The 23,988-nt window shown below is 73.5% G+C and carries 23 protein-coding genes; 14 read left to right on the top strand and 9 right to left on the bottom strand.

Annotation, left to right across the window (positions count from 1 at the left end; genetic code table 11):
• Window positions 1-393: 393 nt before the first annotated feature.
• From EV562_RS09735 to EV562_RS09700, 8 genes are all read left to right on the top strand, one after another.
• Complete coding sequence (locus EV562_RS09735; protein ID WP_133886313.1) at window positions 394-1,188, top strand: pyrimidine reductase family protein; 795 nt, start codon at window positions 394-396, stop codon at window positions 1,186-1,188.
• 217 nt (window positions 1,189-1,405) lie between these two features.
• Window positions 1,406-1,879 (top strand): indole-3-glycerol phosphate synthase, encoded by a 474-nt coding sequence (locus EV562_RS09730; RefSeq protein ID WP_208298324.1) that lies wholly within the window; start codon window positions 1,406-1,408, stop codon window positions 1,877-1,879.
• A gap of 87 nt (window positions 1,880-1,966) precedes the next feature.
• Window positions 1,967-3,355: a UDP-N-acetylmuramate--L-alanine ligase gene (murC, locus tag EV562_RS09725; protein WP_133886312.1), complete on the top strand. Its 1,389-nt coding sequence runs from the start codon at window positions 1,967-1,969 to the stop codon at window positions 3,353-3,355.
• A gap of 23 nt (window positions 3,356-3,378) precedes the next feature.
• Window positions 3,379-3,786 (top strand): peptide-methionine (R)-S-oxide reductase MsrB, encoded by a 408-nt coding sequence (gene msrB / locus EV562_RS09720; protein WP_133886311.1) that lies wholly within the window; start codon window positions 3,379-3,381, stop codon window positions 3,784-3,786.
• A 270-nt stretch (window positions 3,787-4,056) separates the two neighbouring features.
• Window positions 4,057-5,214, top strand: coding sequence for an ABC transporter ATP-binding protein (locus EV562_RS09715; protein ID WP_166661692.1), 1,158 nt, complete (start codon window positions 4,057-4,059; stop codon window positions 5,212-5,214).
• On the top strand, window positions 5,211-5,912 hold the full coding sequence (locus tag EV562_RS09710; protein WP_133886309.1) for an ABC transporter permease subunit: 702 nt from the start codon (window positions 5,211-5,213) through the stop codon (window positions 5,910-5,912). Before EV562_RS09715 ends, EV562_RS09710 begins: the two co-directional genes overlap by 4 nt.
• Window positions 5,909-6,574, top strand: a complete 666-nt coding sequence (locus tag EV562_RS09705; protein ID WP_133886308.1) for an ABC transporter permease — start codon at window positions 5,909-5,911, stop codon at window positions 6,572-6,574. The genes EV562_RS09710 and EV562_RS09705 overlap by 4 nt, the downstream gene beginning before the upstream one ends.
• A 74-nt stretch (window positions 6,575-6,648) precedes the next feature.
• A complete protein-coding gene (locus tag EV562_RS09700) occupies window positions 6,649-7,611 on the top strand; it encodes an ABC transporter substrate-binding protein (RefSeq protein WP_133886307.1) in 963 nt (320 codons plus the stop codon).
• Window positions 7,612-7,623: 12 nt separating this feature from the next.
• Here EV562_RS09700 and EV562_RS09695 read toward each other — a convergent pair whose 3' ends face one another.
• The 5 genes from EV562_RS09695 to EV562_RS09675 all read right to left on the bottom strand — a co-directional run bounded on the left by EV562_RS09695 (window position 7,624) and on the right by EV562_RS09675 (window position 12,597).
• A complete protein-coding gene (locus EV562_RS09695) occupies window positions 7,624-8,169 on the bottom strand; it encodes an ATP/GTP-binding protein (RefSeq protein ID WP_133886542.1) in 546 nt (181 codons plus the stop codon).
• A 97-nt stretch (window positions 8,170-8,266) separates the two neighbouring features.
• Complete coding sequence (locus EV562_RS09690; protein WP_133886306.1) at window positions 8,267-8,626, bottom strand: DUF742 domain-containing protein; 360 nt, start codon at window positions 8,624-8,626, stop codon at window positions 8,267-8,269.
• A 1-nt stretch (window position 8,627) separates the two neighbouring features.
• Window positions 8,628-9,047, bottom strand: coding sequence for a roadblock/LC7 domain-containing protein (locus EV562_RS09685; RefSeq protein ID WP_133886305.1), 420 nt, complete (start codon window positions 9,045-9,047; stop codon window positions 8,628-8,630).
• A complete protein-coding gene (locus tag EV562_RS09680; RefSeq protein WP_133886304.1) occupies window positions 9,044-11,509 on the bottom strand; it encodes a nitrate- and nitrite sensing domain-containing protein in 2,466 nt (821 codons plus the stop codon). Before EV562_RS09680 ends, EV562_RS09685 begins: the two co-directional genes overlap by 4 nt.
• Window positions 11,510-11,580: 71 nt before the next feature.
• Window positions 11,581-12,597, bottom strand: a complete 1,017-nt coding sequence (locus EV562_RS09675) for a substrate-binding domain-containing protein (protein ID WP_133886303.1) — start codon at window positions 12,595-12,597, stop codon at window positions 11,581-11,583.
• A 444-nt stretch (window positions 12,598-13,041) separates the two neighbouring features.
• Here EV562_RS09675 and EV562_RS09670 point away from each other — a divergent pair, with 444 nt between their 5' ends.
• The 6 genes from EV562_RS09670 to EV562_RS09645 all read left to right on the top strand — a co-directional run bounded on the left by EV562_RS09670 (window position 13,042) and on the right by EV562_RS09645 (window position 20,641).
• Complete coding sequence (locus EV562_RS09670; RefSeq protein ID WP_133886302.1) at window positions 13,042-13,689, top strand: ScbR family autoregulator-binding transcription factor; 648 nt, start codon at window positions 13,042-13,044, stop codon at window positions 13,687-13,689.
• Window positions 13,690-13,706: 17 nt separating this feature from the next.
• Window positions 13,707-14,924 carry a damage-control phosphatase ARMT1 family protein gene (locus EV562_RS09665; RefSeq protein ID WP_133886301.1) on the top strand — a complete coding sequence of 406 codons (1,218 nt, stop codon included), beginning with the start codon at window positions 13,707-13,709 and terminating at the stop codon, window positions 14,922-14,924.
• A 94-nt stretch (window positions 14,925-15,018) separates the two neighbouring features.
• The gene (cyc2, locus tag EV562_RS09660; protein WP_133886300.1) at window positions 15,019-17,235 is read left to right on the top strand and encodes a germacradienol/geosmin synthase Cyc2; all 2,217 of its coding nucleotides are present in this window, start codon (window positions 15,019-15,021) and stop codon (window positions 17,233-17,235) included.
• A gap of 75 nt (window positions 17,236-17,310) precedes the next feature.
• Window positions 17,311-17,952: a PDZ domain-containing protein gene (locus EV562_RS09655; RefSeq protein WP_166661691.1), complete on the top strand. Its 642-nt coding sequence runs from the start codon at window positions 17,311-17,313 to the stop codon at window positions 17,950-17,952.
• Between the two features lie 570 nt (window positions 17,953-18,522).
• Window positions 18,523-19,653 (top strand): aminopeptidase P family protein, encoded by a 1,131-nt coding sequence (locus EV562_RS09650; protein WP_133886299.1) that lies wholly within the window; start codon window positions 18,523-18,525, stop codon window positions 19,651-19,653.
• Window positions 19,654-19,708: 55 nt separating this feature from the next.
• The gene (locus tag EV562_RS09645; RefSeq protein ID WP_133886298.1) at window positions 19,709-20,641 is read left to right on the top strand and encodes an aminoglycoside phosphotransferase family protein; all 933 of its coding nucleotides are present in this window, start codon (window positions 19,709-19,711) and stop codon (window positions 20,639-20,641) included.
• 18 nt (window positions 20,642-20,659) lie between these two features.
• On the opposite strand, the gene treZ is transcribed toward EV562_RS09645, so the two are convergent.
• The 4 genes from treZ to EV562_RS35490 form a co-directional block, all read right to left on the bottom strand.
• Window positions 20,660-22,405, bottom strand: coding sequence for a malto-oligosyltrehalose trehalohydrolase (treZ, locus tag EV562_RS09640; RefSeq protein WP_133886297.1), 1,746 nt, complete (start codon window positions 22,403-22,405; stop codon window positions 20,660-20,662).
• Window positions 22,406-22,512: 107 nt separating this feature from the next.
• Entirely contained in the window at window positions 22,513-23,529 is a 1,017-nt protein-coding gene (locus tag EV562_RS09635) for a zinc-binding dehydrogenase (protein ID WP_133886296.1), read from the bottom strand.
• Window positions 23,530-23,576: 47 nt separating this feature from the next.
• Window positions 23,577-23,768, bottom strand: a complete 192-nt coding sequence (locus EV562_RS35495) for a hypothetical protein (RefSeq protein WP_243860013.1) — start codon at window positions 23,766-23,768, stop codon at window positions 23,577-23,579.
• The gene (locus tag EV562_RS35490) at window positions 23,759-23,941 is read right to left on the bottom strand and encodes a MerR family DNA-binding transcriptional regulator (RefSeq protein ID WP_243860012.1); all 183 of its coding nucleotides are present in this window, start codon (window positions 23,939-23,941) and stop codon (window positions 23,759-23,761) included. Before EV562_RS35490 ends, EV562_RS35495 begins: the two co-directional genes overlap by 10 nt.
• Window positions 23,942-23,988 lie beyond the last annotated feature (47 nt).

Genomic DNA, 23,988 nt, shown 5'->3' with positions numbered 1-23,988 from the left:
GCGGGGGTCGGCCGCGGGGGTGCGGGTCCGGTGGGGTGTCCGGCGCGTTCCGGGTGCCCTGGGCGCGGGGCGCCGCGGGGCGTCCGGCGTGCGGGACGAGGGAGCCGCGTGCGCTGGGCGGAGGCTCCGGCGTGTTCCAGGGGCCTTGGCGCCCTGGGGCGCGGGCCACGCCGCAGGGCCCGGCCCGCGCGGCGGGGCGCCGGCTGCGGGGGTGCGGGAGACGCGGTGCGGCGCTCGGCCTGCGTGGCGGGGCGCCCGGCGTGCGGGGGCGGGTGCCGGTGGGATGTCCGGCCCCGTCCGGCGCGATCCAGGGGGCCCGGGCGCGCGGGCGCCGCCGTACGGTGTCCGGCCTGCGGGGTCGGGGGACGGGGTCCGCGTGGAACACTGCACCCCATGCGACGCCTGTTCCCCGTGCCCCCTGTGACCGATCCGACAGCCGGACCGGACCCCGACCGGACCGACCGGGAGTGGAGCCTGGCCGAGCTGGCCGCCGCCTACGCCTACCCGGAGCCGGACGGGCGGCGGGAGCCGTGGCTGCGGGCCAACATGGTCTCCACCCTGGACGGCGCCGCCCAGCACGACGGCCGTTCCCAGCCCATCTCCAGCGCGGCCGACATGCGGGTCTTCGGCACCCTGCGCGCGCTGGCCGACGTGGTGATCGCCGGCGCCGAGACCGTACGGCAGGAGGGGTACCGCCCCGCACGCGTCCGGCCGGACTTCGCCGAGGCGCGGCGGGCGGCCGGCCAGTCACCCGTACCGGTGATCGCGGTGGTCACGGCCGGTCTGGAGCTGGACTTCTCGCTGCCGCTGTTCACCTCCCCCGTCGTCCCCACCCTGATCCTGACCGGAGCAGCCGCGGCCCCCGACCGGATCGCGGCCGCCGAGAAGGCCGGGGCCAGGGTGGTGATCGCGGGGGACGGCGTCGGCGTGGACCCGGCCCGTGCCCTCACCGCGCTCGCCGGGCTGGGACACACCCGGCTGCTGACCGAGGGCGGCCCGCGGCTGCTGGGGCAGTTCGTCGCGGCCGGCGTGCTCGACGAGCTGTGCCTGACCGTCTCCCCGATGCTGACCGCGGGCGACGCGCAGCGGATCGCGGGCGGTCCCGCGGTCGGGGTCCCGCGGCGGTTCGCGCTGGCGTCCCTGCTGGAGGAGGAAGGTTTCCTCTTCAGCCGTTACCGGCGTGACTAGAGCGATCCCGGGCAGGCGGGGGCGGCGGCGACCGGCCACGGGCCCGGTCGGTGCCGCCCATCCGGTGATCGACGGAACCTTCCGTTCCGTTTAGTCCGCGCCGGGCACACTGAATCCGGCAGTACCCGTGCGATCACGGGGCAGGATGGTTTCCGCAGGGTCCGGCACGGCCTACGGAGGGTGGGCCCACAGACCCTCGAAGGAGAAGGGGCGCCTGGTGTTCACAAGCGTTTTGATGATCGAGAAGGCCCTGACGTCCGCCGACGTGGAGTTCGTCACCACCTTGCACGGGGACGAGCAGGTCGCCTTCCACGTGCTGCTCCAGCCGCGCGGCGATCAGGCGGACCGCCTGCTGCGGGCCATCGACGACGTCGCGCTCGGCGAGCTCGACGACGCCGTACGGGAGGGCGAGACCCCCGAGGGGCAGGAGGCCCGGAGCATGGGGGAGCGGGCCCTGGAGGTGTCCCTCACCGCCCTGCGCGCGTCCGGCGCCCGGGCCGAGGGGCGCCTGATCGAGGACCACCCGCTGGACGAGCTGAAGGACCTGGCCATGGAGACCGGGGCCGACGAGGTGATCGTCCTCACCGACCCGCACTACGTGGAGGAGTTCTTCCACCGCGACTGGGCCTCCCGGGCCCGCCACAAGGTCGGTGTGCCGGTCCTGAAACTCTTCTCCCACAGCAAGGCATAGGCTGGTCCCGCGCCCCCGTCCAGGGGGCGCGCCCGTCAGTCAGACCACCTCACGCACCACCCGTCGCACCTCTGGGGAGAACAGCGCATGGCACCCGGCCTTCCTACCGCCATGGACCGACCGCACTTCATCGGCATCGGCGGCGCCGGGATGTCGGGCATCGCCAAGATCCTCGCCCAGCGCGGCGCCCGGGTGGCGGGCAGCGACGCCAAGGAGTCCGAGACCGCCGGGGCGCTGCGCGCGCTGGGTGCCACCGTGCACGTCGGGCACGCGGCCGGGCACCTCGCCGACGACGCGAGCTGCGTGGTCGTCTCCTCGGCCATCCGCGAGGACAACCCGGAGCTGGCCCGCGCCGCCGAGCTGGGCATCCCGGTCGTGCACCGCTCCGACGCCCTCGCCGCCCTGATGAACGGCCTGCGCCCGATCGCCGTGGCCGGCACCCACGGCAAGACCACCACCACCTCGATGCTGGCGGTCTCCCTGTCCGAGCTGGGCCTCGACCCCTCGTACGCGATCGGCGGCGACCTGGACGCGCCCGGCTCCAACGCCCTGCACGGCACCGGGGAGATCTTCGTCGCCGAGGCGGACGAAAGCGACCGCAGCTTCCACAAGTACGCCCCCGAGGTCGCCATCGTCCTCAACGTCGAGCTCGACCACCACGCCAACTACGCGTCGATGGACGAGATCTACGAGTCCTTCGAGACCTTCGCCGACCGGATCGTCCCCGGCGGCACCCTGGTGATCGCGGCCGACCACGAGGGCGCCCGGGAGCTGACCCGGCGGCTGGCCGGCAAGGTGCGCACGGTGACGTACGGGGAGTCCGAGGACGCCGACGTGCGCGTCCTGTCCGTCGTCCCGCAGGGCCTGAAGAGCGAGGTCACCGTCGTCATGGACGGGACCGAGCTGACCTTCGCCGTCTCCGTCCCCGGCCGCCACTACGCGCACAACGCGGTGGCCGCCCTCGCCGCGGGCGCCGCCCTCGGCGTCCCCGCCGCCGAGCTGGCCCCCGCGCTGGCCGCGTACACCGGCGTCAAGCGGCGGCTCCAGCTCAAGGGCGAGGCGGCCGGCGTCCAGGTCGTCGACTCCTACGCGCACCACCCCACCGAGATGACGGCCGACCTGGAGGCCATGCGCGCCGCCGTCGGCGACGCCCGCATCCTGGTCCTCTTCCAGCCGCACCTCTTCTCCCGCACCCAGGAGCTGGGCAAGGAGATGGGCCAGGCCCTGGCCCTCGCGGACGCCTCCGTCGTCCTCGACATCTACCCGGCCCGCGAGGACCCGATCCCGGGTGTCACCAGCGAGCTGATCATCGAGGCCGCCCGGGCCGCGGGCGCGGACGTCACCCCGGTCCACGACAAGGACGCGGCGCCCGCGCTGGTCGCGGGAATGGCGAAGGCCGGTGATCTCGTTCTCACCATGGGCGCGGGCGACGTCACCGACCTCGGACCGCGCATCCTGGACGAGCTGTCGAAGTAGTCGAAGTAAGGGGCTGAGGACTCATGTCGTACGACGTCGAGAAGCCGGACGAGCAGTGGCGGGCGGAGCTGGCCCCGGCCGAGTACGCCGTGCTGCGCGAGGCCGCCACCGAGCCGGCCTTCACCGGTGAGTACACCGACACCAGGACCGAGGGCGTCTACTCCTGCCGGGCCTGCGGTGCGGACCTGTTCACCTCCACGACCAAGTTCGCCTCGCACTGCGGCTGGCCGTCCTTCTACGACCCGAAGGACACCGACGCGGTCGAGCTGATCGAGGACCGCTCCCACGGGATGGTGCGCACGGAGGTGCGCTGCGCCCGGTGCGGGTCGCACCTCGGGCACGTCTTCGAGGGCGAGGGCTATCCGACCCCGACCGACCAGCGGTACTGCATCAACAGCATCTCGCTGCGGCTGACGCCCGCCGAGGGCTGAGTCACCGGCGGGAGCCGGGGGCGGCACGGAGCACACCGCCGCCCCCGGCTCCCGCCGTGCCGCCGTGCCGCCGTGCCGCCGTCCGGCGGCAGTCGCGTACGGATCGCGGGAGCCGTCCGCCTTCCCGGTGTGAACGCGCGGACAGGGGGAAGGAGTCGCCCCTGAGCAGCGGGGGCCCGCGGATCAGCCGTCTACACTCGACCGGCGACGGCCCCACCGACCGCGGCCGGAGCGGGCAGCTTCTGCCAGACCCGAAGGGTATTCGGCGTTTTGATACGGATGGACTCAGTCACCAAGCGGTACCCGGACGGCACCGTGGCGGTCGACCGGCTGTCGCTGGAGATACCCGACCGCGCGATCACGGTCCTCGTCGGACCCTCCGGCTGCGGCAAGACGACGACCCTGCGGATGATCAACAGGATGGTCGAACCCACCGAGGGAACGATCCTCCTCGACGGCCAGGACCTCCAGCAGCAGCCGGTCACCACGCTGCGCCGGTCGATGGGGTACGTCATCCAGAACGCCGGACTCTTCCAGCACCGGACGATCCTCGACAACATCGCCACCGTGCCCCGCATGATCGGCTGGGGCAAGCAGAAGTCCCGCGAACGGGCCGCGGAGCTGATGGAACGGGTGGGGCTCGACGCCTCCCTCGGCAAGCGGTACCCGTACCAGCTCTCCGGTGGCCAGCAGCAGCGCGTCGGCGTGGCCAGGGCACTCGCCGCCGATCCGCCCGTGCTGCTCATGGACGAGCCCTTCTCCGCCGTCGACCCCGTGGTCCGCAAGGGGCTGCAGGACGAACTCCTGCGCATCCAGGACGAACTGGGCAAGACCATCGTCTTCGTCACGCACGACATCGACGAGGCCATCAAACTGGGCACCATGGTCGCGGTGATGCGCACCGGCGGCCGGCTCGCCCAGTTCGCCCCGCCCGCCGAGCTGCTGTCCGACCCCGCGGACGACTTCGTCGAGGACTTCCTCGGCGCCGACCGCGGCATCCGGCGGCTCTCCTTCTTCTCCTCAGCCGCCCTGGAGCTGACCACCGGCCCGGTCGTGCCCGCCGACGCCACCGCCGAGCAGCTCGCCGCCGCCGGCGACGCCGCCCACCTGCTGGTGACCGACGCGGACGGCCGTCCGCTGGGGTGGGCCGAGCCGGGCGACCTGACGGCCGGGGACCTCGCGGCCGGACGGCTGCTGTCCCACGGGCGGCCGTTCGTGCCCGGCACCGACTCGCTGCGGGCCGCCCTCGACTGCGCCGTGCTCTCGCCCACCGGCTGGGCCGTGGCCGTGGACACCGACGGACGGGTGACCGGCGTGGTCTCCCAGCAGACCATCGGCGAGGCGATCCGCACCGCCCACGGCGCCGAGATCCCCGGCACGGCCGCACCGGCCGCGGAGCCCGTCGACGTCACGAAGGTCGCCCCGTGAACGGCTTCTTCGACATCCCGAGCGACCTCGACAACACCTGGCTCGGCCTGATCGGGCTGCACCTGCGCGAGGCGCTGCTGCCGGTCCTGGCGGGCCTGCTCGCCGCGCTGCCCCTCGCCCAGCTCTGCGTGCGCTTCCGCTGGCTGTACCCGCCCGTGCTCGGCGTGACGACCGTGTTCTACGCCATCCCCTCGCTGGCCGTCTTCGTCGTCCTCATCGACTACACCGGCCAGACCGAGCTGACCGTGATGATCCCGCTGGCCGTGTACAGCCTGGTGGTACTCGTCCCGGCGATCGTCGACGGCGTGCGGTCGGTGCCCGAGGAGACGCTGGCCGCGTCCACCGCCATGGGCTTCGGGCCGCTGCGCCGCTATCTGCAGGTGCAGTTGCCGATCGCGGTGCCCGCCATCCTGGCCGGTCTGCGGGTGGCCGTCGCGTCCAGCATCTCCCTGGTCAGCGTCGGCGCCCTCATCGGCAACCAGGGCGCCCTCGGCAACCTCCTCGCGGACGCCCAGAAGTACGGCCGGCCCGAGCTGGCGGTGAACTCCGTCCTCACCACCGCCGTCCTGGCCATCCTGTGCGACGCGGTCCTCGTCCTGGCCCGGAACCTGCTGACCCCGTGGATGCCGCGGGGCAGGCGGCAACGCCCGAAGGAGGCCGCCGCGCGGCCCGAGCCCCAGGAGGCGTCCGCCCGGTGAACGTCCTGAACTTCGTCAACGCCTTCTTCAGCGACAGCGCCCACTGGCACGGCTACGACGGCATCCCCACGCGCCTCGTGGAGCACGTCCAGTACACGCTGATGGCCCTCGGTCTCGCCGCCGCGATCGGGCTGCCCGTCGGTCTGCTGACCGGGCACACCGGACGCGGTGGCAACGCCGTCGCCTTCGTCGCCACCGCCGCCCGCGCCCTGCCCAGCTTCGGCCTGCTGGTGCTGATCGCCGTCGTCGTCGGTATCGGTCTGCTGCCCGTGATGATCCCGCTGGTCGTCCTCGCGATCCCGCCGATCCTGGTCACCACCTACGAGGCCGTCCGCTCCGTCGACCCCTCCCCGGTGGACGCCGCGCGGGGCATGGGCATGCACGAGACCGGCATCCTCTTCCGGGTCGAACTGCCCGTCGCCCTCCCGCTGGTCCTCAGCGGGCTGCGCTCGGCCGCCATCCAGGTCGTGTCGACGGCGACCATCGCCGCGTACGTCAGTCTCGGCGGGCTCGGCCGGTACATCATCGACGGGCTCTACCAGCGCGACTACGAGAAGGTCGTCGGCGGCGCCGCACTCGTCGCCGTCCTCGCACTCGTCACCCTCGCGCTCTTCTGGGCCGCCGGGCGGTTCGCGGTGTCCCCGGGGGTGCGCAGGCGATGACGGCGCACGGCGGCGGGAAAACCGTAACCAGGCCGTTCTTGACTGACCGGCAAGTGGCTCGTTTGGATCGACGGATGACTTTCACCGCCAAGAGCAGCAGGTCCAGAACGAGGCACACCGGCGCGGCGGCCGTCGCGCTCGCCGCCGCGGCGGCGCTGCTCGCGGGCTGTTCCTCCGACTCCGACGACACGTCCGACAATCCGCTGGCGGGTGACAAGGCGGAGGCCGGCACCGTCGTCGTCGGCTCCAACAACTTCGCCGAGAGCACCCTCCTCGCCGACATCTACGGGGAGGCGCTCAAGGCCAAGGGTCTCAAGGTCTCCTACAAGCACAACATAGGCAGCCGCGAGACGACCTACGGCCTGATGAAGAACGGCTCCGTCACGGTGCTGCCGGAGTACAACGGCTCACTGCTGGCCTACCTCGACCCGAAGGCCGTGCAGAAGTCCGCCGAGGCGGTGAACGAGGCGGCGAAGGCGAAGCTGGACAAGAAGCTGACGCTGCTGGAGTCGTCGCCGGCCGAGAACAAGGACTCGGTCACCGTCAACGCCGAGACGGCGAAGAAGCACGGCCTCACCGCCGAGTCGACCCTCGCCGACCTCAAGGAGGCCGCACCGGACCTGGTGATCGGCGGCTCGCCCGAGTTCCAGACCCGGCAGCAGGGCCTCAAGGGCCTGGAGTCGGTGTACGGGCTGAAGTTCAAGTCGTTCAAGGCGCTCGACGCGGGCGGCCCGCTGACCCAGTCGGCGCTGACGAAGAACACCGTGCAGGCCGCGGACGTCTTCACCACCGACCCGACGATCATCAAGGAGAAGCTCGTCGTCCTGAAGGACCCGGAGAACCTCTTCGGCCACGCGAACGTCACCCCGCTGGTCGCCAAGGACGGACTGTCCAAGGACGGCGTGGCCACGCTCAACGCGGTCTCCGCCAAGCTGGACACCAAGACGCTCCTCGACCTGGACGCGAAGGTCCAGCTGGACAAGAAGGACCCGCTGGACGTGGCCAAGGAGTGGCTGAAGTCCGCGGGCCTCGGCTGACCGAGGCCGGCGTCACGACGCCGCGGCACCGGCCGCGGCGTCGATCAACTGGTCGATCAGGGCGATGAGGACGTCCCGGCTGGAGGTCCGCTCCCGCGCGTCGCACAGCAGCACCTGCACGTGCTCCGGCAGCGCGAGGGCCTCGCGGATCTCCGCCGCCGGGTACGGGTGCCGGCCGTGGAAGCCGTTCACGGCGACGACGAACGGAATGCGCCGCCGCTCGAAGAAGTCGACGGCGGCGAAACTCGACTCCGGCCGCCGGACGTCCACCAGGACGACCGCGCCGAGCGCCCCGATCGCCAGGTCGTTCCACATGAACCAGAACCGCTGCTGACCTGGCGTGCCGAACAGGTACAGCACCAGGTCCCGGCCGATGGAGATCCGGCCGAAGTCCAGCGCCACGGTCGTGGCCCGCTTCTCCTCGATGCCGGCCAGGTCGTCGACGTCCAGGCCCGCCTCGGTGAGCGGTTCCTCGGTGCGCAGCGGGGCGATCTCGCTGACCGACCCGACCATGGTGGTCTTGCCGACCCCGAAACCGCCCGCGATCAGGATCTTCACCGCGTCGGGCGCGGTGGAGCGTGCGGGCGCCGCGGCGGCCGCGGTGATCTCGGCAGCCGCGGTGTTCTCGGCAGCCGCGGTGGTCTCGGCGACGCGCTCAGAGCCGGCCAAGGCCGTCCCTCACTTTCTGCAGCAGGTCCAGGTCCTCGGAGGCACGGGAGACGACGTGCGGCGGCCGGGCGGTGATCCGGCCGGCCTCCAGCAGATCCGAGAGCAGGATGACGACCACGCTCACCGGCAGGTCGAGACGGGCCGCGATCTCCGCCACGGCCACCGGCTCGGCGCACAGCCGCAGGATCCGCAGGTGCTCGGGCTGCGGCCGCGCCGCCCGGGTGGGCTGTGGGTGGACGGCGGTCACCGTCGTGATGAGGGTGAAGTCGGCGCGGCTGGGCCGGGTCCGGCCGCCGGTCAGCGTGAACGGCCGCACGAGCCGGCCCGCCGCGTCGCCTCCGGTCACGTCACTCGCCGGGGCCGGCGGTGGCCCGCGGTGCCGCGCTCAGGTGCTCGCCGATCTTCTTCACCAGCATGTTCATCTGGTACGCCACCACGCCGACGTCGGCGTTCGGACCGGTCAGCACCACCAGGTGCGCGCCGGGGCCCGCGGAGGTGAGTATCAGGTAGCTGTTGGCCATCTCGATGAGCGCCTGGCGCACCGGGCCGCCCCGGAAGTCCATGCTGACGCCCTTGCTGAGGCTCATCAGGCCCGACGCGGTCGCCGCGAGCCGCTCGGCGTCGTCCCGCAGGAAGCCGGTGGACTTGCTGACGACCAGTCCGTCCTCGGAGAGCACCACGGCCTGGTTCACCTCGGCGACCCGCTCCACGAGTCCGGTGAGCAACTGGTCCAGCTCGGTGTGCGTGGCGGGGGAGGGTCGGGTCATCGCGTGTCCTTCGTCGGCGGTCGGCGGTCGGCGGTGGGAGTCGAGGGGCCGGCGGACGGGACCGCGCGCCCGTCGGTGTCGGTGTCGGTGCGGGTGTCTGCGGCGTCCGGGCCGTCGTCGCTCTGGGCGCGCAGCGTGCCGCGCTGGAAACCGGCGAGGGACGACGCGGCGCGCTCGGCCGTGAAGTCGGCGTAGTCCCCGGGTCCGTCGTCCGGGCCCTCCCGGCGGCCGGGGTCCTCGTCGCGCAGCTCGGCGGCGAGGCTGGTCTGCGGCACCCGGCGGGGCAGCGGCGCCAGGCCACCGTGCCCGTCGGGGGAGCGGCCGGGCGAGCCGTCGCGCGAGCCCCCGGAGGCCCCTGCCGCGATCGCTGACCGGGCCGGCGGCGCCGGACGGGAGGACCGTACGGGCTGTTCGCCGCCGGCCGGGCCCGAGGCGGGGGATGCCGTGCCCCCGGAGGCCCGGGAGGCCTGCGCGCCGCCCGGCGGGACACCGGTGCCGTCGGCCCCGTCGACCGCCTCGCGCACCACGATGTCGTGCGGGATCAGCACGATCGCCGTGGTCCCGCCGTACGGGGAGGGGCGCAGGGTGACGGTGATGCCGTGCCGGTGCGCCAGGCGGGCGACGACGAACATGCCGAGCCGCAGGTCGTCGGCGAGGGCCACCACGTCGAACTGCGGAGCCACCGCCAACTGGGCGTTGAACGAGGCGTAGTCCTCCTCGGACAGCCCCAGCCCGCGGTCCTCGATCTCGACGGCCAGGCCCTTGGCCACCAGCGCCGCCCGCACCCCGACCGGGTTGGGCGCGGGGGAGTACGCGGTCGCGTTGTCGATCAGCTCGGCCAGCAGGTGGATCACGTCGGCCACCGCGGGCGGGGCGAGGGCCACCTCCTCGTCGGCGTGCAGCTCCACCCGCTGGTACTCGGCGACCTCACCGACGGCGCTGCGCAGGATGTCCACCAGCGACACCGGCTCGCGCCACGTGCGCCGGGGCTGCTCACCGCTGATGATGACGAGGTTCTCCTCGTAGCGGCGCAGCTGACTGGCCGTGGAGTCCAGCTCGTACAGGCCCTTGAGGATGTCCGGGTCGGTGTGCTCGCGCTCCAGCGCGTCCAGCTTGCCCAACTGCATGTTGACGAGGTTCTGGCTCTGCCGGGCGATGCCCAGGATCACCTTCTGGAACCCGCGCCGGGTGTCGGCGAGTTCGACGGCGGTGTGCACGGCGGTGCGCTGCGCCGTGTTGAACGCCTGTGCCACCTGGCCGAGTTCGTCCCGGCCGTAGTCCAGCGGCGGGGTGGCCGACTCCACGTCGACCTTCTCGCCGCGCTCCAGCCGGGCCACCACGTCGGGCAGCCGCTCCTCGGCCAGGCTCAGGGTGGCCAGCCGCAGACCGCGCAGCCGCCGGGACAGCGAGCGGGTGATGCGCCAGGACATGACGATGCAGAGCAGCAGCGCGAGCAGCCCGCCCGCGCTGAGGGATGCGGCCTTGATCAGCAGGGCGCGTGCGTCGTCGGCGCTGCGGTCGAGGAGCCCGCCCGTCTGCTGCCGGATCAGCCGCCCGTACTGCTCGGTGACCCCCTCCATGGCGGGGGTCCACCGCTGCCGCAGGTCGTCCGGCAGGTCGATGCGGTCCTCGCCGTCCGCCGTACGGGCCGCGAGCACCTGGTCCTCGACGCTCTGCAGGGTCTTCCATTCCGGGCCCGCCAGGATGCGCTCGGTCTCGGTCTTGGCGCTGCCGTCGAGCGAGGGGAGGATCTGGTCCCGGATCAGCCAGCGCCGGGTGTGGACCAGCATGGCGAACTGCTCCCACTCCGTCTCGTCCATCCGGTCCGACGGCCAGGCCAGGGTGAGCCGGGCGTCCTCCTGGGAGACCAGCTCGGCGGCGTGTTCGAGGGCGACCAGCGGACCCGCCTGCGAGGTGAGGTCGCCGTCGTCGACCTGGGACAGCTCCTGGAAGGCGTGGATCTGCTCGTCGACGATCGCGGTGTACTGGTCGAGCGCCTGCTCGGCGGTGATGTCGCTGGGGTCGTCCACCTGGTCGCGGTAGTACTCCAGGCTGCCCACCGAGCCGAGGACCGAGTACAGCCGGTCCGAGATGCGGTCGGGCGCGCTCTCGATCGCGTCGGACTGGCTCACCAGCTGGGCGATCGCCTCGTCCGCCTTCTTGCGCTGCGCGTCCAGTTCCGTCCGGTCGCCGCCCGGGTCGGCCAGCAGGGCCGCGGACAGGCTGCGTTCCCGCTGCAGGGCGAGGGCCGTCTCGGTGCCCATGGCGCCGGTGTCGCGGCTCAGCTGGGTCTGCGCACGCAGCCGCAGGCCCTCGGAGAACATCTGGATCGTCGTGACGCCCCACACGGTCGCGAGGGTGACGCCGGGCACCAGGGCCAGGAGGATCAGGGACAGGCGTATGGAGCCCAGGCGACGCCGGGCGCGCGTCCTCCGCGTCGTGCCTGTGGTGCGTGCAGACATCGTCGTCCTAGGCGGTCAGTGGGCGGGAAGGGCGGGGACGCGGAGGTGACGGCGGCCGCGGGACCGCCCGGTCACCGGGTGCCGCCCGCGGCGAACTTCGCGACCGAGTCGGCGTTCGTCCGGGTCACGAACGCGGGGCCGGTCAGCACGGGGGACACCCCGCCGCCGCTGACGTTGCCGTTGGTGCGGTACAGCCACAGCGCGTCCACGGCGAGATAGCCCTGCAGATAGGGCTGCTGGTCCACCGCGAACTGGACGTCCCCGCGTTTGACGGCGGCCACCAGGTCGTCGTCGAGGTCGAACGTGGCGACGTGCGCCCTGCTGCCCGCCTCGTCGACGGACTCGACCGCGGTGAGGGCGAACGCCGCGCCGTTCATGACGACTTCGTCGATGGCGGTGTCCTGCCGCAGCCGCGCCGTGACGGCCGCGCCGACCGCCTTCATGTCGGTGCCCTCGACGTAGAGCATCTCGGTCTCGCCCCGGAAGGTCTTCTTCACGCCGGCGCAGCGGGCCTCCAGGGCGACGTTGCCGCGCTCGTGGATGACGCACAGGGCGTGCTTGGCCTTGAGGGCGTTGAGCTTCTCACCGACGGCCCGGCCCGCGACGCTCTCGTCCTGTCCGAAGTACTCCAGGAGCCCCGTCGAACGCCAGGCGTCGATGCCGGAGTTGAGACCGACCACGGGGATCCCGGCGGCCTCGGCCTCGGCGACCGGCGCCTTCATCGCCTGCGGTTTGGCCAGGGTCACGGCGATGCCGTCGACCTCGTCCCGGACGGCGTCCCGCACCAGGTCGGCCTGGTCGGCGGTGTCGGCGTCACCGGCGTAGGTCAGGTCGACGCCGTCCTTGGCGGCCGCCGCCTCGGCGCCCTTGCGCACCCGGTCCCAGAAGGCGTCGCCCTCACCGCCGTGGGTGACCATGACGATCTTCATCCGGTCGCCGCCCGGCCCGCTCGCGGCGTCCCCCGCCGAAGAACCGTCCTCGTCCCCGCCGAGGGCGGAGCAGCCGGCCGCCAGCAGACAGACGGCGGCGGCGAGGGCCGCGATGCGCAAGGGGCCGGGGGAGTGGGTGGGCGGGGGAGCTGTACTCATGGGGGCGGGGGCACCTCGCTGTGCGGCCGAGCAGGAGGAACGGGACGAGCCGGCCCGGAGCCGCGGGTCAGTGCGTCAACCGGGTGAAACTCGCCTGGCCGGAGCAAACCGTGTGTGACCGCTGACAGTCAAGTGACCAGGGATGCGCTGTCAGTTGTCGGTGCCGCATCGTGATGAACCGGTCGGCGAAAGCGGGCCGAAGCGGAATCCCGGGCGGTATGCCGGTGGCTGTGGCTGTGGCTGTGGCTGTGGCTGTGGCTGTGGCTGTGGCTGTGGCTGTGGCGGGACTCCGGGCGCGAGATCCGTGCCGTCCGTGCCGTCTGTGCCGTCCGCGGGTTCGCCGAAGAAGGCTGATCTGACGGGCAGTTAGCCGGTGAGTTATCGTGTACAGGGGGTAAAGGCAGGCGGCCGGCCTGTCGGGTCCAGCCCGGGAGAGTTAAGCCGATGGCGAGGCAGGCACGCGCCGAGCAGACACGCGCGACGATCGTCGACGCCGCGGCAGACCTGTTCGACCGTCACGGGTACGAGTCGACCAGCCTGAGCGAGATCGTCGCCCACGCCGGAGTGACCAAGGGTGCCCTGTACTTCCACTTCGCGGCGAAGGAGGACCTCGCCCACGCCATCATGGAGATCCAGTCCCGCACCTCGCGCCGGCTGGCGCGGGACCTGGACGGGCGGGGCTACTCCTCGCTGGAGGCGCTGATGCGTCTCACGTTCGCCATGGCGCGGCTGTGCGAGGAGGGTCCGGTGCTGCGGGCCGGGCTGCGGCTCGCCACCGCCGGAGTGCCGGTACGGCCGCCGCTGCCGCACCCGTTCACCGAGTGGCGGGAGATCGCCACCTCCCGGCTGCTGAACGCGGTGCGGGAGTCCGATGTGCATCCGGACATCGACGTGGACTCCGTCGCCCACACCCTCGTCTGCTCCGTCGTCGGCACCCGCGTCGTGAGCGGCACGCTGGAACCGTCCGGCCGCCAGCCCCGCCGCCTCGCCGAGATGTGGTACATCCTGGTGCGCGGCATGGTCCCGGTGACCCGACGGGCCCGCTACCTCACCCTCGCCGCGCGCCTGGAGCAGGAGACGGGCCCGGCCTGACCGGTACGGTGACGGGCATGCCCGACACCCCGTCCCCGTCCGCGCCCGTCATCCTCGGCGACGAGCCCGGGTCCTTCCCGCACGGCGTGCTCGCCGAGCGCCACCCCGCCATCGTCCGGCAGGTGCGCGACGCCTTCCCGCTCGACCCCGGACGGCGCCGGGCGCTCGACGCGCTCCTCGCGAGCTGCGCCGACGGCGTCGTCGAGCCGCTGCCCGCCGACGCCGACCCCACCGGACGCGACCGGGAGCTCTGGGCGGCCTGGGGCCTCGACGGGTACGCCGGCCGCTCCTGGTACGACGTGCCCTGGCTGTGGGCCGAAAGCCACTTCTACCGCCGCCTCCTGGACGCCGTCGGCTACTTCGGCCCCGGCCCCTGGCAGGGCGTCGACCCGTTCCGGCCCGCCAAGCTGGCCGAACTCGACGCGCCGGAGACGGACGAGGAGCTCGCCGCACTCGACGGCCTCGCCGAACTGCCCGCCGCCGAGCGGACGAAGGCCCTGCTGCACGGCTCGCTGTGGGGCAACCGCGCAGACCTCGGCTTCCGCCTCTCCGGCCGCGGCGCGGACGCCGCGGACCAGGTGGACGCGCTCGTCGCCGACGACAGCGACACCCTCTGGTCTCTGCTCCCGGCCCCCGGACCGGGCGCCTCGCGGCCGGGACCGGCCACGCTGTGCCTCGTCGCCGACAACGCCGGCCGCGAACTCGTCCCCGACCTGCTGCTCGTCTCCCACCTCCTCGCCGAGGGCCGCGTCGACCGCGCCATCCTGCACGTCAAGCCGTACCCCTACTACGTCTCCGACGCCACGCCCACCGACGTGCTCGACGCCCTGCGGCGGCTCGTGGCGGCGGGCGGCACGGCGGCCGCGTACGGCGACCGGCTCTGGGCCGCGCTGACCGACGGCCGCGTCACCGTGCGCGCCCACCCCTTCTCCTGCGCGCCGCTGCCGTACGCGGACATGCCCGACGACCTGCGCGAGGACTTCGCCGCGGCCACCGTCACCGTGCTCAAGGGGGACCTCAACTACCGGCGTCTGGTGGGTGACCGTCGCTGGCCGGCGACCACCTCCTTCGCGGACGTCACCGCGTACTTCCCCGGCCCGGTCGCCGCCCTGCGCACCCTCAAGTCCGACGTGATCACCGGGCTCGACGCCGGGACGGAGGCCGCGCTGGAGGCGAGCGGCGAGCGGCGATGGCGGACCAGCGGGACCCATGCGCTGATCCAGGTCAGGCCCTGAGGGAAAAGTTCCGCGGCGTCGGCCGGTTCACGCGATGGTGTGATCATGTGCCGCCGGCCGGATGCGTCCGAGGAGCCGTGGGTAGGGCCGGGCCATGACGCAACAGCCCTTCCGACTCCCGCACTTCTACCTGCCGCATCCGGCGCGGCTCAACCCGCATCTCGACGAGGCCCGCGCCCACTCGACGGCGTGGGCCCGCGAGATGGGCATGCTGGAAGGCTCCGGGGTCTGGGAGCAGTCGGACCTCGACGCCCACGACTACGGCCTGCTCTGCGCCTACACCCACCCCGACTGCGACGGGCCGGCGCTCTCCCTCATCACCGACTGGTACGTGTGGGTCTTCTTCTTCGACGACCACTTCCTGGAGAAGTTCAAACGCACCCAGGACCGCCTCGCAGGCAAGGCCCACCTGGACCGGCTCCCGCTGTTCATGCCGCTCGACCCGGCCGCCGACATGCCCCGGCCGGAGAACCCGGTGGAGGCCGGCCTGGCGGACCTGTGGACCCGTACCGTGCCCGCCATGTCGGCCGACTGGCGCCGCCGTTTCGCCGTCGCCACCGAGCACCTCCTGAACGAGTCCCTGTGGGAGCTGTCCAACATCAACGAGGGGCGGGTCGCCAACCCCGTCGAGTACATCGAGATGCGCCGCAAGGTGGGCGGCGCCCCCTGGTCCGCCGGGCTCGTGGAGTACGCGACCGCCGAGGTGCCCGCCGCCGTCGCCGGGTCCAGGCCGCTGCGGGTGCTCATGGAGACCTTCTCCGACGCCGTCCACCTGCGCAACGACCTCTTCTCCTACCAGCGGGAGGTCGAGGACGAGGGCGAGCTGAGCAACGGGGTGCTGGTCCTGGAGACCTTCTTCGGCTGCACCACCCAGGAGGCCGCCGAGCTGGTCAACGACGTCCTCACCTCCCGGCTGCACCAGTTCGAGCACACCGCGTTCACCGAGGTGCCCGCCGTCGCCCTGGAGAGCGGCCTCACCCCGCCCGAGGTCGCCGCCGTCGGCGCGTACGCGAAGGGCCTGCAGGACTGGCAGTCCGGCGGTCACGAGTGGCACATGCGCTCCAGCCGCTACATGAACAAGGGCGAGCGCCCCCTGGCCGGCTGGCAGGCGCTGACCGGCCCGGGCACCTCCGCCGCGGACGTCGGCGCGCTGCTCGCCGAGGCGGCCGCCCGGCGGACCCGCTCCTACACCTACGTGCCCTTCCAGCAGGTCGGCCCCTCCGTCATCCCCGACATCCGCATGCCCTACCCGCTGGGGCTGAGCCCCGCCCTGGAGGGCTCCCGGCGGCACCTGTCCGAGTGGTGCCTGCGGATGGGCATCCTGAGCGAAGGCGTCTGGGACCAGGACAAGCTGGAGAGCTGCGACCTGGCACTGTGCGCCGCCGGTCTCGACCCCGACGCCACACAGGACCAGCTCGACCTCGCCTCCGGCTGGCTGGCCTTCGGCACCTACGGCGACGACTACTACCCTCTCGTGTACGGCCACCGCCGGGACCTCGCCGCCGCCCGGCTGACCACCGCCCGCCTGTCGGCGTGCATGCCGCTCGACGGCGAGCCGGTCCCGCCGCCCGCCAACGCCATGGAGCGCTCCCTGACCGACCTGTGGGCGCGCACGACGGCCGGGATGACGCCCGAGGAGCGGCGCCCGCTGAGGACGGCCGTCGACAAGATGACCGAGGCGTGGGTGTGGGAGCTGTCCAACCAGATCCAGCACCGCGTCCCCGACCCGGTCGACTACCTGGAGATGCGCCGCGCCACCTTCGGTTCCGACCTCACCCTGGGCCTGTGCCGCGCCGGACACGGCCCGGCGGTGCCCCCCGAGGTCTACCGCAGCGGTCCCGTCCGCTCCCTGGAGAACGCGGCGATCGACTACGCGTGCCTGCTCAACGACGTCTTCTCGTACCAGAAGGAGATCGAGTACGAGGGCGAGATGCACAACGCCGTCCTCGTCGTGCAGAACTTCTTCGGCGTCGGCTACCCGGCAGCGCTGGGCGTCGTGCAGGACCTGATGAACCAGCGCATGCGCCAGTTCGAGCACGTCGTCGCGCACGAACTGCCCGTCGTGTACGACGACTTCCAGCTGTCCGACCAGGCGCGGACCGTCATGCAGGGGTACGTGACCGACCTGCAGAACTGGATGGCCGGCATCCTCAACTGGCACCGGAACGTCCCGCGCTACCGGGCCGAGTACCTCGCGGGGCGCACCCACGGATTCCTCCCCGACCGGATCCCGGCGGCGCCCGTGACCGCGCCGGTCCTCGCGCCCCCGCCGGTGCCGGTGCCGAGGAGCAGTCCCGTCCCGACGACCTGACCGGCGTTCAGTCTCACTCTTTCGTGGCTCGTCACGCGCGGGTGCGCCGGGTAGAGCACCTGCCGGAGGCGATCCATGGAACAGACAGCGTTGCGTCCCAAGCCGATGCCCGGCAGGGACCCGGGGCCCGGCACGGAGCCCGACACCGACCGGCGTCCGCACACCGGGGGCCGGCGCCGTCGGCGGGCGGTCACCGTGCTGCTCGGGGTGCTCGCCGCGGTCGTCCTCGTCCTCGCGGGCGTGGGGCTCGGCACGGTGGGCGCCACCGTGATCGGCATGAGCAAGTTGGCCGAGCTGCAGCAGCGGGCCGGTGCGGCTGGGCCCGGCGGGGCGGCGGGAGCGCCGGGGGCCGGGGGGACGGCGGGAGTGCCCGGGGCCGGGGGGACGGCGACGGGCAGCCGGGGAGCACCGGCCCACCCGTCGTCCGGCCCCTCGCCCTCCCGGGTCCCGGTCGGGGCGACCCTCGGAGTGGAGGTGGTGGACGACAAGGGGCCAGGCGCCCGGGTCGTGGGCGTCCACGTGCCGGGCCCCGGATACGCGGCGGGCCTGGTGCGGGGAGACGTGCTGCTGGCCTTCGGCACGACCCGCGTCGACTCGGCCGCCGACCTGGCGCACGCCGTGTCCCGCGCCAGGCCCGGCAAGAAGGTGAGGCTCACCGTGCGCCACCGGAGCGGGGGCTACCAGCAGCTGACGGCCCTGCCCGGCGTGGTCACCTGACGGTTCGCGCCCGGCCGTGCCCGGTCGCGTGCCGTCACGCGACCGTACGGAGCGGCTCGTGAGCCGTCCGGCACCGTCCGACACGTGGTGGGCCGGTCGCGTCCCGGCCCGCTACTGTCCCGGCCCGCTACTGTCCCGGCCCGCGACTGTCCCGGCGCCCCTGCCGTGTCGCCGGGACATCCGTCCACCGGCTCGCCCGCCCGGGCCGCCGGGACACCGCCCACAACCTCCCCGGTCAGAACAGCCAGCCAACCAGCCAGCTCGCCCGGGCCGGCCGCGGAGCCCGCGTCACCCGGCGGCGATCCCGGCGGCCGCCCGCGAACACGGTCGCGGCGGGAGCGCGGGCCCGCCGTGATCTGCGGTCCCGGCGCGGACCACCGGGTGGGCGCGAGCACGGGCACGGTGCCGTCCCACTCCGAGCGGCGGACCCGTCCCCCTCGAGACCGACGCGTGACGGCGCCCGGCCGTCGGCCGTGAGGACCGAGCAACGGCAATCGGCTCGCGCCGCCCCCTTCCTGCGGGCAGGATGCTGCCCGTGGTTCCTTCACCCTCGTGCCCTGGGAGGCCCGGATGACCGGCAGCAGGCCCGCTGCTCCCTTCACCGCCGACGACTACCGGACCCGTATGCGGCGCGCCGCCGGTGCGGCGGCCGACGCCGGGCTGGCCGGACTGCTGGTGGCCCCGGGCCCCGACCTGGTGTGGCTCACCGGCTACGCGCCCACGGCGGACACCGAACGGCTCACCCTGCTCGTCCTCGCCCCGGACCGCGATCCCGTGCTCGTCGTCCCCGCCCTGGAGGCCCCCGACGCCGCCAAGGCGGCCGGTGCCCCCGCGCTGACCCTGCGCGACTGGACCGACGGCAAGGACCCCTACGCGGCCACCGCCGCCCTCCTCGACCGGACCGGCCGCTTCGGCATCAGCGACAACGCCTGGGCGATGCACCTGCTCCAGCTCCAGCGCACGCTGCCCGACACGTCCTACGCCTCCCTCACCGAGGCGCTGCCCATGCTCCGCGCCGTCAAGGACACGGCGGAGCTGGAACTGATGGCGGCGGCGGGCGCCGCCGCCGACGCCGCCTTCGAGGAGATCCGGAAGGTCCGCTTCGGCGGGCGCCGCGAGTCCGAGGTCGCCGCCGACCTCGCCGAGCTGCTGCGGCGGTTCGGGCACTCGCAGGTCGACTTCACCATCGTCGCCTCCGGACCCAACGGCGCCAACCCGCACCACGAGGTCGGCGACCGCGTCATCGAGGACGGCGACATGATCGTCCTCGACTTCGGCGGCCTGAAGGACGGATACGGCTCCGACACCTCCCGCACCGTCCACGTCGGCGCGCCCACCGACGAGGAGCGCCGGGTGCACGACCTGGTCCGCGAGGCGCAGGAGGCCGGCTTCCGCGCGGTGCGGCCCGGAGCCGCCTGCCAGGACGTCGACCGGGCCGCCCGCGCGGTCATCGCCGGCGCCGGGTACGGCGAGTACTTCATCCACCGCACCGGCCACGGCATCGGCGTCACCACGCACGAACCGCCGTACATGATCGAGGGCGAGGAGCAGCCCCTGGTGCCCGGCATGTGCTTCTCGGTCGAGCCCGGCGTCTATCTGCCCGGCCGTTTCGGGGTACGCATCGAGGACATCGTCACCGTCACCGAGGACGGCGGCAGGCGGCTCAACGACACCACGCGGGAGATGATCATCGTCGAGTGACCGGTGGCGGACGGACACCGAACGCCCCGGCAGACCCGGAAGACGACGGCGCGACATGACCCAGGCACCGACACCCACCGCGGACACCGTCCGCCGACTGGTCCGCTCCCTGCTGGGCGGGAGCACGGAACCCGACGTCCGGCCCGTCCCCGGGGGCGACGGGCCCGACACGTGGTGGGTCGGCCCCCGGCACGTCCTGCGGCTGGCCCCCGACCGGGAGACCTCGGCGCGCAGGCGCCGCGAGCTGCGCCTGCGGGAACTGGTCCGGCCGTACGTCCCCGTCGCGCTGCCGACGAGCGTGGCGCACGGCGACTGGGCGCCGGGCCTCGCCTACACGCTCGACGCCAGGGTGCCCGGCGGGTCGGGCGAGGACCACGACGTGTCCGCCGCGGGCGAGGCGGACCTCGCGGCGCTGCTCGGCGGCCTGCGCGAGGTGCCGGTCCGGCAGGCCGAGACGCTCGGGGTGCCGCGGGCCGCCCCCCGCTCCCTGGAGACCCTGCGGCAGTCGGCCGAGCACGCCGCCCGCCGCCTCGCCGCGGCCGACGAGTTCGACGCCGCACGCCCGGAGCGCCTCACCCGGGAGGCGGCGGCCCAGCTCGGCGTCCAGCAAGGCGCGGCGGTCCTCGTCCACCACGGGCTGACCGCCGGGCACCTCGTGGTCGGCGCCGACGGCCGGGTGCGCGGTGTCCTCGGGTGGAGCGACGCCGTCCTCGGCGACCCGGCCGAGGACATCGCCGGGCTCGCGCTGTCCGTCGGCTCACCGGCCGCCGTGCGCGCCGCCACCCTCGCCGGTTACGGTGCCCGGCCCTGCCTGCGCGGCCTGTGGCTGGCCCGCTGCGACGCCGTCGCCCACCTGGCGGAGGGCCTCGCCGGCCGGTCCGGCGCGCCGCTTCCCCTGCTCAGGACCCGGCTGCGGCACGCCTGGGAGCCGATCCTCCTGGAACGCGTGACGGAGCTGCGCGACGACGGCCGGGACGACCCCGCCTGACCGTCCCGGGCCCCTCGCTCACTCCTGCACCAGCACCACGCTCGACTCGCCCGGCACGCGCAGTATCCCGTTCGCGCCCGGGCCCTCCACGGGTTCCCACGCGGCGAGCACCCGCGCCGGGCGGTTGCCCAGCGGGATCGCCGCCGGCTCGGTGCCCAGGTTGACCACCACCCGGATGTCCCCGCGCCGGAAGGCCAGCCAGCGCGCCGTGACGTCGTACGCGACCCTGGTGTCGGCCAGGTCCGGGTCGGTCAGGTCCGGCTGCTCCGCGCGCAGGGCGATCAGCCGCCGGTACCAGTCCAGGACGCGCGCGTGCGGCTCGCGTTCCGGCTCCGACCAGTCCAGGCAGGAGCGCTCGCGCGTCGCCGGGTCCTGCGGGTCGGGCACGTCCTCCTCCCGCCAGCCGTGCGCGGCGAACTCCCGCCGCCTGCCGTTGCGTACCGCCTCCGCGAGCTCGGGGTCGGTGTGGTCGGTGAAGAACTGCCACGGCGTGCCGGCCGCCCACTCCTCGCCCATGAACAGCATCGGGGTGAACGGCGCGGTCAGCGTCAGCGCGGCCGCGCAGGCGGCGAGCCCGGGGGAGACCAGGGACGCCAGACGGTCCCCCTGGGCGCGGTTGCCGATCTGGTCGTGGGTCTGGCTGTAACCGGTCAGCCGGTGCGCGGCCACCCCGGCCCGGTCCAGTGCCCGGCCGTGCGAGCGGCCCCGGAAACTGGAGTAGGTGCCGTCGTGGAAGTAGCCCCGGGTGAGCGTCTTGGCGAGGGCCGCCAGCGGATCGCGCGCGAAGTCGGCGTAGTAACCCTGCGACTCGCCGGTCAGCGCGGTGTGCAGGGCGTGGTGGAAGTCGTCGTTCCACTGCGCGTGCACACCCAGGCCGCCCTGAGCGCGCGGGGTGATGATCCGCGGGTCGTTCAGGTCGGACTCGGCGATCAGGAAGAGCGGCCGGCCCAGGTCGGCGGCCAGCTCGTCCACGGCGCTCGACAGCTGCTCGAGGAAGTGGCACGCGCGGGTGTCCACCAGGGCGTGCACCGCGTCCAGGCGCAGCCCGTCGAGCCGGTAGTCCCGCAGCCACGCCAGCGCGCTGTCCACGAGGAACGCCCGCACCTCGTCCGAGCCGGGCGCGTCCAGGTTGACGGCGACGCCCCAGGGCGTGTGGTGGGTGTCGGTGAAGTACGGGCCGAAGGCGGGCAGGTAGTTGCCGGACGGGCCCAGGTGGTTGTGCACCACGTCCAGGACCACACCGAGCCCCAGCTCGTGCGCCCGGTCGACGAACCGCTTCAGCGCCTCGGGTCCGCCGTACGGCTCGTGCACCGCCCACAGCGAGACCCCCTCGTATCCCCAGCCGTGCCGGCCGGGGAAGGGGCACAGCGGCATCAGCTCGACGTGGGTGACGCCGAGCCGCACCAGGTGGTCGAGGCGCTCCGCGGCGGCGTCGAGCGTGCCCTCGGGCGTGTACGTCCCCACGTGCAGCTCGTACAGGACCCCGCCGGGCAGCCCGCGCCCGGCCCAGCGGGCACGCCACGCGTACCGCCCGTGGTCGACGACCGCGCTGAGCCCGTCGGGTCCGTCCGGCTGGCGGCGCGAGCGCGGGTCGGGCAGCACCGGCCCGTCGTCCACCGCGAAGCCGTACCGCGAGCCGTCCCCGGCCCGTGCCTCACCGCACCACCACCCCGGCCGCTCCGGATCGCGCTCCAGCGTGCGCGTGGCGCCGTCGCACTGCAACGTCACCCGGCCGGCCTGCGGTGCCCACACCTCGAACTGCACGGACGGTTCCCCTTCGTCTGTGGTCCCTGACCCGTCCATGGTCCTCCACCGCGGATCGTTCCGCTGGGGATTCTCCGCGCGCCGGGTGTCGCGTCCGGTGCGCGGCCCTACCGCCAGGGATCGAGCGCGAACTTGCCCCGGGTCCGGCCCGCTCCGAGTTGCCTCAGCACTGCCGGTCCCTCGGCCAGGGGACGCACGTGGGGGGTGCCGGGCGGGTACACGCCGTCGGCGACAAGGGCCTCGATCTCGACGAGCAGCGACCGGTAGAGGGACGGAGCCGCGACCGCAAGTGCGCCGATGTGCAGACCCTTGACCTGGACCGGGTGGGCGAAGACCAGGTCGTGGGTGGTGAGGGTGGCGTCGCCGGAGGCGGCGCCGAACACGACGACGCGTCCGGTGAAGGGTCTGGTGACGGCCAGGCTGGTCCTGAACGTGGCCCGTCCCACGGACTCCAGGACCAGATCGACACCGCCGGTCAGGCGGGTGATCTCCTCCGCCAGGTCGGGGCGCCGCCTGTCCAGGACCGCGTCGGCGCCGAGGGCTTCGACGGTGTGGTGCTTCTCCGGTGAGGCCGTGGCGGTCACGCGTGCGCCGTAGTGGCGGGCGAGGCGGACGGCGGCCTGCCCCACGCCGCCTGCCGCGGCATGGATGAGGACCGCCTCACCCGTCTCGACCTCGCCCAGCGGCTTCAGTGCCGCCAGGGCGGTGGCCCAGTTCAGCACCAGACCGAGAGCTTCGGCGTCACTCCAGCCGGACGGCACGGGAAACACACCCGCGGCCGGCATCGTCATGTACTGCGCGAAGGCGCCCGGTCCGGCTCCGACCACGTGGGTGCCGGGCTGGAGGGGGGCCTCGATCTCCGGGCCGACCGCCACGATCTCGCCGGCGGCCTCGAAGCCCGCCACGTAGGGAGCCTGCGGGCCTCCTCCGTAGGTGCCGTACGTCTGCATGACGTCGGCGAAGTTGACCCCGGCCGCCCCGACGCGGATCAGGTACTCGCCCGGCCCCGGAACGGGGCGGCGGTGACCGGTCGTGAGGGCCAGGTCCTCCGGTCCCCGGTGCGAGTGCTGGACCAGTGCCCGTACGGTCGGTCCGACGCTGTTCTGCTGCCTGTCGATCTCCATGCGTCCGAACGTAGGAGCTTGACACTTGCGTCAGGGTCAAGCGGCTGTCAGAGATCGGTACGGCGGGCCTCCAGCAGGTAGGCGTCGAGTGCGGCCTGCTGACCGCTGAGAACGGCGATGCGGGCGGCGAGCCTGTCGCGATGGCGCTGCACCTCGTGGAGGAACTCCTCGGACACCATCTCGGTGCCGGCGCCGGACCCGTCGGCGGGGCCGGGCAGGGCTTCCTTGATCAGCCGCACGGGCAGCCCGGACTCCAGCAGCGAGCGGATGACGAGGACCCGGTCGACGGTGGACCGGCAGTAGTCACGGAACCCGTTGCTGAAACGCCCGGGACGATCAAGCCCTCGTCCTCGTAGTGCCGCAACGACCGCGCACTCACACCGCTGGCTCTGGAAGCCTCGCCGATCCGCATACACGCAACCAACGACCAGGAGCACCGCGTTCTTCCGGCACGCGCCG

It is taken from the genome of Streptomyces sp. BK208, assembly GCF_004364245.1.
In the GTDB taxonomy this organism is placed as follows: Bacteria; Actinomycetota; Actinomycetes; order Streptomycetales; family Streptomycetaceae; genus Streptomyces.
This window is presented reverse-complemented; position numbering and strand designations above follow the sequence as displayed.

Coding starts and splice junctions, on each gene's coding strand:
- EV562_RS09700 (WP_133886307.1), top strand. CDS start 6,649: ATGACTTTCACCGCCAAGAGCAGCAGGTCCAGAACGAGGCACACCGGC.
- msrB (WP_133886311.1), top strand. CDS start 3,379: ATGTCGTACGACGTCGAGAAGCCGGACGAGCAGTGGCGGGCGGAGCTG.
- EV562_RS09735 (WP_133886313.1), top strand. CDS start 394: ATGCGACGCCTGTTCCCCGTGCCCCCTGTGACCGATCCGACAGCCGGA.
- EV562_RS35490 (WP_243860012.1), bottom strand. CDS start 23,941: ATGCGGATCGGCGAGGCTTCCAGAGCCAGCGGTGTGAGTGCGCGGTCG.
- EV562_RS09685 (WP_133886305.1), bottom strand. CDS start 9,047: ATGACCCGACCCTCCCCCGCCACGCACACCGAGCTGGACCAGTTGCTC.
- EV562_RS09680 (WP_133886304.1), bottom strand. CDS start 11,509: ATGTCTGCACGCACCACAGGCACGACGCGGAGGACGCGCGCCCGGCGT.
- EV562_RS09635 (WP_133886296.1), bottom strand. CDS start 23,529: ATGGAGATCGACAGGCAGCAGAACAGCGTCGGACCGACCGTACGGGCA.
- murC (WP_133886312.1), top strand. CDS start 1,967: ATGGCACCCGGCCTTCCTACCGCCATGGACCGACCGCACTTCATCGGC.
- EV562_RS09675 (WP_133886303.1), bottom strand. CDS start 12,597: ATGAGTACAGCTCCCCCGCCCACCCACTCCCCCGGCCCCTTGCGCATC.
- EV562_RS09645 (WP_133886298.1), top strand. CDS start 19,709: ATGACCCAGGCACCGACACCCACCGCGGACACCGTCCGCCGACTGGTC.
- EV562_RS09650 (WP_133886299.1), top strand. CDS start 18,523: ATGACCGGCAGCAGGCCCGCTGCTCCCTTCACCGCCGACGACTACCGG.
- cyc2 (WP_133886300.1), top strand. CDS start 15,019: ATGACGCAACAGCCCTTCCGACTCCCGCACTTCTACCTGCCGCATCCG.
- EV562_RS09670 (WP_133886302.1), top strand. CDS start 13,042: ATGGCGAGGCAGGCACGCGCCGAGCAGACACGCGCGACGATCGTCGAC.
- EV562_RS09655 (WP_166661691.1), top strand. CDS start 17,311: ATGGAACAGACAGCGTTGCGTCCCAAGCCGATGCCCGGCAGGGACCCG.
- EV562_RS09665 (WP_133886301.1), top strand. CDS start 13,707: ATGCCCGACACCCCGTCCCCGTCCGCGCCCGTCATCCTCGGCGACGAG.